General features: G+C 62.4%; 12 protein-coding genes. 4 read left to right on the top strand and 8 right to left on the bottom strand.

Annotated elements, in window-relative coordinates:
* The first annotated feature begins 28 nt into the window (after window positions 1-28).
* Together ACU0FH_RS19745 and ACU0FH_RS19740 are read left to right on the top strand one after the other, a co-directional pair.
* A complete protein-coding gene (locus ACU0FH_RS19745) occupies window positions 29-1,381 on the top strand; it encodes a formimidoylglutamate deiminase (RefSeq protein ID WP_446196438.1) in 1,353 nt (450 codons plus the stop codon).
* Window positions 1,381-2,073 (top strand): GntR family transcriptional regulator, encoded by a 693-nt coding sequence (locus ACU0FH_RS19740; protein WP_446196437.1) that lies wholly within the window; start codon window positions 1,381-1,383, stop codon window positions 2,071-2,073. Before ACU0FH_RS19745 ends, ACU0FH_RS19740 begins: the two co-directional genes overlap by 1 nt.
* Here the strand turns inward: ACU0FH_RS19740 and ptsP are convergent.
* From ptsP to ACU0FH_RS19705, 7 genes are all read right to left on the bottom strand, one after another.
* Window positions 2,070-4,319, bottom strand: coding sequence for a phosphoenolpyruvate--protein phosphotransferase (gene ptsP / locus ACU0FH_RS19735; RefSeq protein ID WP_446196436.1), 2,250 nt, complete (start codon window positions 4,317-4,319; stop codon window positions 2,070-2,072). The two genes, ACU0FH_RS19740 and ptsP, sit on opposite strands and share 4 nt — an antisense overlap.
* A gap of 210 nt (window positions 4,320-4,529) precedes the next feature.
* Window positions 4,530-5,768, bottom strand: a complete 1,239-nt coding sequence (locus ACU0FH_RS19730; protein WP_088633684.1) for an aspartate kinase — start codon at window positions 5,766-5,768, stop codon at window positions 4,530-4,532.
* An 86-nt stretch (window positions 5,769-5,854) separates the two neighbouring features.
* A complete protein-coding gene (locus ACU0FH_RS19725; protein ID WP_446196435.1) occupies window positions 5,855-6,499 on the bottom strand; it encodes an SDR family NAD(P)-dependent oxidoreductase in 645 nt (214 codons plus the stop codon).
* Window positions 6,499-6,927 carry a DUF1178 family protein gene (locus ACU0FH_RS19720; RefSeq protein ID WP_446196434.1) on the bottom strand — a complete coding sequence of 143 codons (429 nt, stop codon included), beginning with the start codon at window positions 6,925-6,927 and terminating at the stop codon, window positions 6,499-6,501. Before ACU0FH_RS19720 ends, ACU0FH_RS19725 begins: the two co-directional genes overlap by 1 nt.
* 62 nt (window positions 6,928-6,989) lie before the next feature.
* Complete coding sequence (locus ACU0FH_RS19715; protein ID WP_446196433.1) at window positions 6,990-7,451, bottom strand: NUDIX hydrolase; 462 nt, start codon at window positions 7,449-7,451, stop codon at window positions 6,990-6,992.
* A gap of 133 nt (window positions 7,452-7,584) precedes the next feature.
* Window positions 7,585-8,343: an EcsC family protein gene (locus ACU0FH_RS19710; RefSeq protein WP_088633930.1), complete on the bottom strand. Its 759-nt coding sequence runs from the start codon at window positions 8,341-8,343 to the stop codon at window positions 7,585-7,587.
* A gap of 58 nt (window positions 8,344-8,401) precedes the next feature.
* Window positions 8,402-8,881 (bottom strand): GNAT family N-acetyltransferase, encoded by a 480-nt coding sequence (locus tag ACU0FH_RS19705; protein ID WP_446196994.1) that lies wholly within the window; start codon window positions 8,879-8,881, stop codon window positions 8,402-8,404.
* A gap of 107 nt (window positions 8,882-8,988) precedes the next feature.
* Between ACU0FH_RS19705 and ACU0FH_RS19700 the strand changes: the two genes are divergently transcribed.
* The gene (locus ACU0FH_RS19700; protein WP_446196432.1) at window positions 8,989-9,594 is read left to right on the top strand and encodes a flavin reductase family protein; all 606 of its coding nucleotides are present in this window, start codon (window positions 8,989-8,991) and stop codon (window positions 9,592-9,594) included.
* Window positions 9,595-9,677: 83 nt separating this feature from the next.
* Here the strand turns inward: ACU0FH_RS19700 and ACU0FH_RS19695 are convergent, their stop codons facing one another.
* Window positions 9,678-10,334, bottom strand: a complete 657-nt coding sequence (locus ACU0FH_RS19695; protein ID WP_446196431.1) for an SOS response-associated peptidase — start codon at window positions 10,332-10,334, stop codon at window positions 9,678-9,680.
* Between the two features lie 157 nt (window positions 10,335-10,491).
* Here ACU0FH_RS19695 and ACU0FH_RS19690 point away from each other — a divergent pair, with 157 nt between their 5' ends.
* The gene (locus ACU0FH_RS19690) at window positions 10,492-12,240 is read left to right on the top strand and encodes a tetratricopeptide repeat-containing sulfotransferase family protein (protein ID WP_446196430.1); all 1,749 of its coding nucleotides are present in this window, start codon (window positions 10,492-10,494) and stop codon (window positions 12,238-12,240) included.
* Window positions 12,241-12,242 lie beyond the last annotated feature (2 nt).

Below are 12,242 nucleotides of genomic sequence, written 5' to 3'. Positions count from 1 at the left end.
ACATAATTGAGTCGTCAAGAGAGTCCAAATGACAGTTATCCATGCCGGCGCCGCCTTGCTTGCCGACGGGTGGCAGACAGATGTCACGCTCACCCTTGCGCCGGATGGCACGATTGCGCAGTTCGGCGGCGAAAGCCCCGATCATCACGTTGGTATTCTCCTCCCCGCCCCGGCGAACGTGCATTCCCATGCGTTCCAGCGCGCGATGGCGGGGCTGACGGAAACGCGCGGGCCGTCGGGGCGCGACAGTTTCTGGACATGGCGGCAGCTCATGTTCCGCTTTCTCGACCGGCTCACCCCCGAAGACATCCGCGCCATCACCGCGCAGGTGCAGATGGAGATGCTGGAATCCGGCTGTGCTGCCAGCGGCGAATTCCACTACCTGCACCACCAGCCGGGCGGCGCGCCTTATGCCAACCTCGCCGAGACGAGCGCCGCGATCTGCGCCGCCGCCAGCAAAACAGGCATCGGTCTGACCCTTCTTACGGTGCTCTACGAACAGGGCGGCGTCGACGGACGCCCGCTTGGCCCCGGCCAGATCCGCTTTGGCAATGATCTTGACCGCTTCCAGGATCTGCACGCGCAGGCAGCCAAGGCGCTAAGCGCGCTTCCTGATGACGCAAGGATCGGTGTCGCACCTCATTCTCTCCGGGCCGTCACCCGTAACGCACTGGCAGAGTTGGCCAAATCCAGCAGCCCGATCCACATGCATCTTGCTGAACAGGTCGCCGAAGTGGATGAGATCAAGGCCGCCTATGGAGCGCGCCCGGTAGAATGGATGCTCGAGCATTGCCCGCCGGATGACAACTGGTGCCTGATCCATTGCACCCAGATGGAGCCGCATGAAACCGCCGCGCTGGCGCAGAGCGGCGCAGTGGCCGGTCTCTGCCCGCTGACCGAATCCTCGCTGGGCGACGGGATTTTCGACGGGGTGCGCTGGCTGGAGAGCAACGGGGCCATCGGGATCGGCTCGGACAGCAACATCCGCATCTCCCTTGCCGAAGAACTCCGTCAGCTCGAATATTCCCAGCGGCTGCGTGACAAGGGCCGCGCCGTTCTCGCCGCGCCCGGCGGCAGCACGGGCCGACGCCTGTTCGACGCGGCCACGGCAGGCGGCGCACAAGCCATTGGGCGCAACTCCGGCCGTATCGCGCCGGGATATCTTGCCGATCTCATCGCGCTGGATGCGGATGATGCCGACCTCATCGGGCGCAGCGGCGATCAGATCCTCGACACATGGATTTTTGCCCGCGACGACCGGCTGGTGCGCGATGTATGGTCCGCGGGGCGACACGTCGTGCAAAATCGCCGCCACATCGCCCGCGAGACCATCACCGCAGACTACCGCGCCTGCCTCTCGCGCTTGGCCGAGGTCATGTGATGGCGCAAAGCTGGCAGGACATCCACAAGGAAGCGCTGCGCCGCATTCACAGCCGCGAGTGGGCACCCGACACGCTGATCCCGAACGAAGCGGATCTGGCCGAGGAATTCGGCTGTTCGCGCGCCACGGTCAACCGGGCCCTGCGCGCGCTGGCCGAGGCAGGCTGGCTCGAACGCCGCCGCAAGGCCGGTACCCGCGTGGCCCGCGCCCCGCAACGCCGCGCCCAGTTGGCCATCCCGCTTTTGCGCGAGGAAATCGAGGCGCGCGGCCAGCGTTTCGCCCATCGCATCCTGTCGCGCAGCCGGTCGAAAATGCCCAGCCCCCTTCGCGCGGCGCTGGGTCTGTCGGATGATGCCCCGGTGGAACGGGTCCAGACGCTCTACCTGGCCGACGGTCACCCCTTCGCGCTGGAAGACCGCTGGGTGCATCTGCCCGCCGCGCCGGGATTCGAGACCGCCGATCTGGAAAAAACCAGCCCGAACGAATGGCTTGTCCAGCACGCGCCGTTTTCACATGGCACGCTGGACTATAGCGCCGCGCCCGCGGGTGATTTCGAGGCGGAACAACTCGGCTGCTCCCTCGGCACTGCCCTGCTCTGCATGCAGCGCAGCACCTTTGGCCCCGGCGACCATGCCGCAACGCTGGTCACAACGCATTTCGCGCCGAACCACCGGGTCAGGCTGGAAATTTAATTACCGTTCTGGCTGCGCAGCCATTCCACGATGGCCGGGCGCACCGATTGCTCACCTCTTTCGCGCGCGTCCCAAATGACCTCGCGCGCTTCGTCAAGGTTCACCCGCCGCAGCAGGCTCTTGACCGGACCAATCGACGCCGGACGCATCGACAGGGTTTCAACCCCGATGGCCGCAAGGCACAGGGCTTCAATCGGTCGGCCCGCGTCTTCTCCGCAGAAAGACAGCGGCGTGTTCGATTCCCGACAGCGCTGCACCACCTTGTCGATCAGGCTCAGGAAGCTGACGTTCAGCGTGTCATAGCGCCTCCTCACGCGTTCATTTTCCCGGTCGGCGGCAAAAAAGAACTGCTTCAGATCGTTGCCGCCAATCGACAGGAACCCGACTTCGTCAAAGAACTTCTTGGGCGCAAAGGCCAACGAAGGCGTCTCGAGCATTGCGCCGATTTCGATGGATTCCGGCAGCACATGGCCCAGACGTTCCTCTCGGGCGATGGTCTTGTCGAGTTCGGCCCGCGCCGCGGTATATTCCTCGAACTGCGCGATAAACGGGAACATCAGCGTCAGCGGACGTCCCGCCGCCGCCCGGATCAGCGCCTGCAACTGCATCCGCATCACGCCCGGCTTGTCGAGCCCCACCCGGATCGCCCGCCAGCCCAGCGCCGGGTTCGGCTCGTCATTGGGTTTCATATAGGGCAGCACCTTGTCCGACCCGATATCCAGCGTCCGGAAGACCACCCGCTTGCCCTTGGCCGAATCCAGAACCCGCGCATAAAGCGCGCTCAGTTCCGACCGTTTTGGCATCTGGTTGCGCACCAAAAACTGCAATTCCGTGCGGAAAAGCCCGACCCCCTCGGCGCCCGAACTTTCCAACGACGGTAGATCCGCCATCAGCCCGGCATTCATATGCATCCCGATCGTGCGGCCGCACTTGGTTTCGGCCGGCAACCCGCGGATCGAACTGAACCGTTCTTGCGCCTGTGCCAGCATCGCGATCTTGTCGCGGAAAGCGCTGACCACCGTATCGTCCGGGCGCAGATGCACCACGCCCTGATCGCCATCGACCATGATGTGATCGCCGTTCAGCGCCTCGGTGGTGATCCGGCTCGCATGAACCACCAGCGGAATAGCCAAGGCCCGCGCAACAATGGCCGCGTGCGAGCCGACCGACCCTTCCTCGAGCACGATGCCACGCAATTTGCGCCCATACTCAAGCAGATCCCCGGGCCCAATGTTGCGCGCGATCAGGATCGGATCGGGTGGCATCTCTGCCCCGGTCTCGCTCCCCTGCCCGGTCAGGATGCGCAACAACCGGTTCGAGAGGTCGTCCAGATCCGAAAGCCGCTCTCGCAGATAGGCGTCCTGCACCTGCTGCATCCGGGCCCGCGCCTGCGACTGTTCCTTTTCCACGGCAGCTTCGGCGGAAAGACCCCGGCTGATATCTTCCTCCATTCGCCGCATCCAGCCCTTGGAATTGGCGAACATGCGATAGGCTTCGAGCACCTGAAGCTGGTCCTTGTCCCCGGTCAGGGACATCTCAAGCATCCGGTCGACGCCGACCCTCAACTGGTCGACGGCCTCGGTAAGACGCACCAGCTCGCTCTGAGGGTCGTCCGAGATCGGGTTGGCGACCACCACACGAGGTTCATGCAGCCAGACATGACCCTCGGCCGCGCCTTCCTGACCGGTCGTTCCGCGCAAAAGGACGGCCTGCTGATGGCGCGCCGACAACGCCGCACCCTCACCGATAAAGGCGCCAAGCTCGGTCATCTCGGCCAGCACCATCGCCACCACTTCCAGCGCGTATTGCTCGTCTTCGGAAAACTCCCGCGCATCGCGGGACTGCACCACCAGCACGCCCAGCTTTTCGCCAAGCCGCTGAATCGGCACGCCAAGGAATGAGGAATACCGCTCTTCCCCGGTTTCCGGCATATAGCGGAACCCCTTGGCCGCCGGGGCATCGGGTGTATTCACCACTTGCCCAGTACGCGCCACCCGCCCGACAAGACCCTCGCCCAGCCGCATACGGGTCTGGTGAACGGCCTCGGGCTTCAGACCTTCGGTCGCGCAGAGCTCCAGCGTTTCCTCGTCCCTGAAAAGGTAGACGGAGCAGACCTCGGACCCCATGCTGTCGGCAATCAGATGGGTGATCTGATCCAGTCGCGCCTGCCCGGCCACATCGCTGGCCATCGTGTCTCGCAACCGCCGCAAAAGCTTGCGGCTTTCGGTTTCCATGCGTTCAGCCATTCTGGCGACAGGTGTCCTATGCAACCTCCGGGCGTTCAGCCCGACCGAAGCCTATAGAACACATGACGCGGAAAAGCGAAATGGATTTCCGTGGCGGAAGGCCCGAAGATTGCCAGAGAAAACCCAACACCGGCGCCAATACGCAAAAAAATTGATCGCAATTTTTTCCGAATTTTCTTCAAGAAATTTCCAGCGCGCCGATGCGGCGGGTCAGCCTGCCTTGTCCAGTTCGAAAGCGTCATGCAGCGCCTGAACGGCCAGCTCCATGTACTTGCGATCGATCAGAACCGAAATCTTGATCTCGGAGGTCGTGATCACCTTGATGTTGATCGCCTCATTGGACAGGACACGGAACATCTTGGCCGCCACGCCCGTGTGCGAGCGCATGCCGATCCCGACAACCGAAACCTTGCACACGTTCGTGTCGGCCACCAGTTCCGAGAAGTTCAGCACGCCATCCGCCTTGGCCGCAGCCAGCGCCTTGTCGGCTCGGGCGACCTGATCGGTCGGGCAGGAAAAGGTCATGTCCGTGCGACCCTCTTCCGAGATGTTCTGCACGATCATGTCGACGTTCACATTCGCTTCGGACAGAGCGGTAAAGATCGTGGCGGCGATGCCCGGACGGTCGGCAACCGACAAGAGCGTCATCTTCGCCTCGTCACGGGAATGGGCAACACCGGCGACTACATTGGATTCCATAATCTCATCCTCATCACAGACAAGCGTTCCCGCTTCGTCCGACTGTTCCTCAAAGCTCGACAACACCCGCAGGCGCACCTTGTAGCGCATGGCGAGCTCGACCGAGCGGGTCTGAAGCACCTTGGCCCCAAGCGATGCCAGTTCGAGCATCTCTTCAAAGGCGATCCTGTCAAGCTTGCGGGCTTTTTCGCAGATGCGCGGATCAGTCGTATAAACGCCATCCACATCCGTGTAGATATCGCAGCGTTCCGCACCAAAGGCCGCCGCAAAGGCCACGGCGGTCGTATCCGACCCGCCCCGTCCCAGCGTGGTGATCCGTCCCTCGGGACTCACGCCCTGAAAGCCTGCGACAACGGCCACGCGCATGCCCTGCTCGAACCGGCCCATGATATTCTCGGTCGGGATTTCCTCGATCCGCGCGGCGGAATGGCTCGACGTGGTCTTGACCGGCACCTGCCAGCCCTGCCAGCTGCGTGCGGGCACGTCCATTTCCTGAAGCGTCAGCGCCATCAGCCCGGCGGTCACGTTTTCTCCGCTCGACACGACCGCGTCGTATTCACGCGCATCGTACATCGGAGAGGTCTCATTCACCCAGCCGACCAGCTCGTTGGTCTTGCCCGACATGGCGGAAACGATGACGATGACGTCATAGCCCTTGGCGACTTCGACACCGACGCGTTTTGCCGCCCGCTTGATGCGATCAAGCGTTGCCACCGAGGTGCCCCCGAATTTCATCACGAGAACGGGCATGTTACTTCCTTCGTGCCTAAGAACGCGCCCGCTTTACTTGCGGTAAACACCAAGGGCAACAGGTTTTACATGCGCGAAAGTCGCAATCAGAACGGATGCGCGCGCCCGTCCCATGTCTCGAAACAACCGGTGGTCTCGACCGACAGCACCTCGAAACGCGATTTCAGCCCCCGGGCCGCCTCATCCACCTCGATATCGGCCGTGCCGCCGCCCATATCGGTGCGTACCCAACCGGGGTGATAGATGCCGACGGCGATGCCTTCACCCCGCAGGTCGGTGGCAAGGTTACGGCCAAGGTTCAGCGCCGCCGCCTTTGACGCGCGATAGATATAACTGCCGCCCGGCGCACGCTCCTGCGAGGCCATCTGCGAGGAAATGATCGCGATTTTCGGGGCCAGCGCCATGCGCAGACTTGGCAGCAGCGACTGGATCGTCAGGAAGACACCGGTCACGTTGACTGCGAACATGTCGGCCCAGAGCTCGGGCGCGAACCCGTCGTCAAGCTTTTGCCCCTTGTCGAGATAAACACCCGCGTTGCATACGAGCAGATCGAGCGGCTCTCCGGTCAGCGCTTGCGCCAGATGGCGATGCGATTCCGGATCGGTGACGTCCAGCTTGGCATCGCCCGACGTGTCGCGCGCCGTGGCGATCACCGTCTCTCCGGCGTCGCGATACACATTTGCAATCGCCTGCCCGATGCCGCGATTACCTCCGGTGATCAAAACTTTCATCAGTTCGCTTTTCTGGTTGGGAGGAAAGGGAGAGGCGCGACCGGCACGCCTTCATCGACCAGCTTCTTGGCCTCGTCCAGCCGTGCCTCGCCATAAATGGCGCGTTCAGGGGCCTCGCCTGCATGCATCGCGCGGGCTTCGCTCACGAACTTGTCACCGACGTAGCTTGCGTTTTTCTCGATATTCTTGCGCAATTCGGCCAGCGCCTGTTCCGCCGGGCTGCGTTCCTTGGCCAGCGACGGCGCCGCCTTTTGCCCTTCGCGCGCGGCACCGACACGCGGCGTCATCATCGCCTTTTCGACGTCAGATCCGCCGCAAACGCTGCATTCCACCATCCCCGCTCCGGCAAGCCGGTCAAAGGCGCTGGCGGACTGGAACCAGCTGTCGAATGTGTGCCCGTTCGAGCATTTCAAGGCGTATTGAATCATGGTCGTGCCAAGTTAAACCGTTCTACTTTAATTATTTGTTGAATTGTTAAGATCAAGACCTGTCAGCGCAACTGCTGCGGACGAAAGTCCCGCAAAATCCGCGCCAGTTCTGGCTCGACCACACGCGCCGCGGCTTTCTTGGGCGAAAACCACTTTACACGCCGTTGATTTTGCTCTGGAAATTCCGGGTCGAGGGATTTGACACGTACCGGGTAAACCATGACGACACACGGCAGCGTTCCATTCTGGGCGCTGGTCTTGTTATAGGCATAAAGCCCGACACACTGGTTGACGGCAGCACCAATCACGCCCGCCTCTTCCCATGCTTCGCGGGCGGCGGATCGCGCCGGAGTCAGCTTGTCGATGGGCCAGCCCTTGGGAATGATCCAGCGTTTGCTCCGGCGCGACGTAATAAGAAGGATTTTGACCTTGCCGTTTTCCACGCGGTAGCAGAGCGCACCGAACTGGGTGCGTACGTCGCTTTTGTGCGTCGCGCGGATGCGCATCGGCAATTGTCTTATCATCTGGTCTTCCCACTTCCTGCGGGTTTTTCCCTGTCAGAAAAAGCTACAATGCCACGTCTTCCATTTCACGCAATTTCTCGGATCAGGCGTGAAAAATCCGACGGTGGTTGCCAGGGCACAAAGGTGCCCCGCCCTAGCGCAGATGCTTGCGCATCCGCTGGTTGAGACGGGTCACGAGTTCCGCCTCGGGGATGTCCGCATCGATTGCCAGCCGGCGCAGGCCGAAATGCACCTGCGCGATTTCCTGATAGTAGCTGGTAAAGAGGTAATTCGTCGTCGCCCCGGCCACGGCCCCCAAAAGTGGCACGGTCTGGGCCGCCAGTTTCTGGCCAAGCACGGTTGCCAGTTTCGGCGCAACCGCCGCGATCATCCGGTGCATCGTCGGGCCGGTCAGGGTCAGCCGCAGGGTGACAAAGGAAAGGTCGGCCCCGTCGTCCTGCTCCAGCGGCCCCGCGGCGGCAAAGACCCGAAGACAGTCGAACTGTACGCTTTCCTCGTCGGGGTTGAACCCGTTCTCGGCTGCAACGCCCTGTATCGCGCGCATCAGAACGGTGGTCGTCGCCGGAAGCTCGATCATCGCGGTCGGCAATCCGCCCATGCCCCCGGCGGCGCCCATGGCGGTGGTCATCGCGGTGTTGATCCACGCCTTCTGGTCCGGCACCTGCCGGCGCGACTGGCGCGCGCCCTCCATCGCGACTTTCAGCGCTGCCTGGGTCGCGCCTTCCATGCTGTTGCGGATCGGGGTGGGCAGACGGTCCAGCAGGTTCTCGGCACGGCTGCCGAGCACGTTCAGCAGCCGCATACCAATCCCGCTTGCGGCGCGGTAACGCTTTGCCAGCCTGTCAAGCTCTGCCTCGGCGTCCACTGGCCGTGCCATCACGATGTCATTCATGCCAAACCCTCCCGGCTTCCCGATAAGATTGGCACGAATGCGCGGCATTTCAATCAAGTTATGCGTCCCAGCGGGTCACATCTCCGCTGATGCCCAGCCATGCATCGTCGATCAAAGCCCGCCCAAGCACCCGGTCGGGGTTGGTTGGCGGCGGCATATGCACGTCATCCAGCCGCTCGAACCCGAAGCGCGAATAATAGGGCGCATCACCCACCAGCATGACACGCTCCCACCCGGTTTCGGCGGCTTTTTGCAAGGTTCCCTGGATCAGCAGCGCCCCCAGCCCTTCGCCCTGATGCGTCGGGTGCACAGCGACCGGCCCGAGCAACAGCGACCGCGCCGCACCGATTCGGACCGGCCAGTACCGGATCGCCCCGGCGAGAATGCCCTGCGCATCGCGCGCAACCGTCGAGAGGCCCGCAACCGGCGGCACATCCTCGCGCAGCCGGTACGAAGAAAGGGCGGTCCGGCCCGGCGCGAAACACAGATCAAAAAGCGCTTCGACCTCCCACCAGTCGCTCGCAAGTTCCGGATGCATGTCGATCAAAGGGGCAGACACGGGAGAGGCTGGCTTTCTTTAAGTCTATTTGGTGGCAATCCGCGTATCACGCCGCTATCCCTAGGGCAAACGTCAGGAGTTATCTAATGTTCTATCGTCCCGAAGATGGCCACGGCCTGCCCCATAACCCGTTCAACGCGATCATCACGCCACGCCCGATCGGCTGGATTTCGACCCGCAACGCCGCAGGGCAGAACAACCTTGCGCCCTATTCCTTTTTCAACGCCATCGCCTATTTCCCGCCGCAGGTGATGTTTTCCTCGACCAGCGCCAAGGACGATCAGGACGGCACCAAGGACAGCGTCGCCAATATCCGCGAGACCGGCGTGTTCTGTGTCAACATCGTCGAATACGAAATGCGCAACGCGATGAACGAGACCTCCATGAACCTCCCCAAGGAGGAGGATGAATTCAAAGTCGCCGGGCTCGATTTCGAGGAATGCGAAACCATCAACTGCCCCCGCGTCGCCGGCACGCCCGCCGCGCTGGAATGCAAGCTGACCCGGATCATCGACCTGCCGGGCGAAGCCAACCGTCTTGTGCTGGGCGAAGTCACCGGTGTCCATATTCGCGACAACTGCCTGGTCGATGGCCGTTTCGACATAACCACGTTCCATCCACTGTCGCGTCTTGGGTATCGTGACTACACCCGCGTGACCGACCTGTTCGAACTCACGCGCCCCGACGACTGATCGGTGCCGAACGGCTGGAGCAGTGCACCGCCGATGTACAGGGGGTGTACAGGTTGTGCATCGATATCACCCCCTTTTTTTGCTCAGATCGGCTCGATCAGCTCCGGCCCGCTGGCCCGGTTGGAATTGACCTTGGGATCGACCCGATACCAGCTCAGCACGTCCTCGTCCCCCGGCACCATAAGCCGGGCCGCCCCGCGGCCCGCCTCCCCCAGCCAGAGCGGCCAGTTCTCCGGCTCCACGATCAGCGGCATGCGGTGATGCAGCTCTGAAACGCGCTTGTTCGCCGCCGTCGTGACAATGGCGCAGGTGTCCTGCGGGTCGTCCTTTCCCCAGCTTTGCCAGATGCCGCCAAAGGCAATCGGTTCACCATCCTGACGCTGGAAATACCACGGCAAACGGTTGCCCTTCTCATCCTTGGTCCATTCAAAAAAACCGGTCGCAAGGATCAGGCAACGCCGCTCACGACAGGCGGATTTAAAGGCAGGTTTGTCCGCCACCGTCTCGGCGCGCGCATTGATCAGCAGCGGGCCGTCATTCTCGGCCTTGTACCAGTGCGGCAGGAACCCCCAGCGCATCGAGACCAGCCGCCGACCGCTGTCTTCGCCCAGAATCACATGTACCTGATTTGTCGGGCAGACATTGAAATTCGGCACTGGGGGCAAGGCATTAGCAGGCTTGGCCGCGAAAAGCTGGGCCATCGCATCCGGAGGCAGGGTGACTGCAAATCTACCGCACATATCCTACAGTCTAGATTTACATGCCGCTTAGTAAAGCCGATAGATGGGATCAATAAAGCATCTTAACAAAGCAATCACTTGATAAAATTCGGCGGGAAACGGCAGAACATCGAAAACGCGATTGTGTCTTCCGCCAATTAAGGCAAATGACAGTTCCATGACAGTTCAGTCTGACCTGACGACATGTATGACGCTGCTTCAGGGTGGCCGACAGAAAGCTGCCTATGACGCCGCCCGAAAAGCCATGGGCCGTCACAAGACCCAGCCCGAGTTTCCCAATATCGCGGGCATCGCACTCTGCGGTAACGGGAAATACGCCGAAGGCATCCAGTATTTCAAAAAGGCTCTGAACCTCAGCGCGGATTTCAGCGATGCGCGCAAGAACCTCGCCCAGACGATGATCCTGCTTGGCCAGTTCGCCCCGGCCGAAACCCAGCTTGCCCGGCTGGTGCGAGAAACCCCGCGCGACGGGGCGGTCTGGTATCTGCTGGCGCAGGCGCGGTTGCAGACCGGGCAATTGGAGCAGGCGCTTGAAGACATCGAACAGGCCATTTCGATCGACGCGAAACAGGCGCGTAATCATAACCTGCGCGGGCTTCTGCATGACAGGCTCGGCCAGCCCGCAGAGGCATTGGAGGCTTTCGAGAAAGCGCTGGCGCTGAACCCGAATGACGTGGAAACGCTGGTAAATATCAGCCTGCCGCTCGCGCGCCAGCTTCGCGTGGATGAGGCGACCGAGGCCGTCCGCCGCGCCGTGGCTCTTGCCCCCGGCCATCTCGCCGCGCGCCTGCGGCTGGGGATGACCATGGTTGAGGCGGGCCAGACCGACGAGGCAAAGGCCGCTTTTGCCGCAGCGATTGAGATCGATCCGCTGAACGGCGAAGCCTACGAACAGCTTGTGGCGCTGAACGATGCCGACGCGAACGAGACGCTTGGCCCCGCGGTACGACGTGCCTACAAGAAAGCGCCCAAGAACAGCGAGACCCGCGCGGCGCTGGCCTTTGCGCAGGCCCGCGTGGCGCAGCAGCAGGGCGACAGCGAACAGGCCGCAGAATGGCTGCGGGACGCGAACCGGAACATGGCCGCCCTGCGCCCCTTTGACAGCGAGGCGGACGACTCGTTCAACGACAAGATCCTCGCGCGGTTCCCCGCCCCGCTGACACTTTCGACGCAGGGCGGGAACGAAAACGGTCCGCGCCCGATCTACGTTCTCGGCCTGCCGCGCTCCGGCACGACCCTTGCCGAAGCGGTGCTTGGCGCGCATCCGCGTGTCATCGCCTTGGGCGAACGTGCCACCGCCGGTATCGCGATCTATCCTCTGATCGATTCAGATGCCGAATTCGACGCCGACGCCTTTCGCAGGATAGAAGCCGCGGCCCTGCCGCCGCTTTCCGACGGCACGCGGGCCTTCGTCGATAAAATGCCGGAAAACTATAGGCTTATCGGTTTTCTCAAGACCGCGCACCCCGAATGCCGGATCATCAATATGCGCCGCGATCCGCGCGATATCGCGCTTTCCATGTGGCGTGGCCGGTTCACCGGACGGGCGCTCGATTACACCTATGACCAGCAGGCGATGGCCCGCCGCTTCAACACCTATGCGCGGATGATGGCCCACTGGCACAGGGTGCTGCCCGGCCAGATCCTTGACCTCTCCTACGAAGAGATGGTCAGCGACATCGACAGCGCCAGCCGCACCCTCGCCGACTGGTGCGGGTTGGAATGGGATGCCGCGATGGCCCGCCCGAACGAATCCGCCGGTCAGGTTCTCACCATGAGCGCGGCGCAGATCCGCCAACCCGTGCATCGACGCTCGGTCGGAGGGTGGAAGGCGCATGAGCCCATGCTGCGTGAGTTCATCGACGAACTTGATCCGGCGCTTTGGCCGGAGATTGAAGACGACTGAAG

It is taken from the genome of Heliomarina sp. (assembly GCF_052826185.1).
The sequence above is the reverse complement of the archived record's forward strand: the minus strand, read 5'-3'. Positions and strand labels throughout refer to the sequence as shown.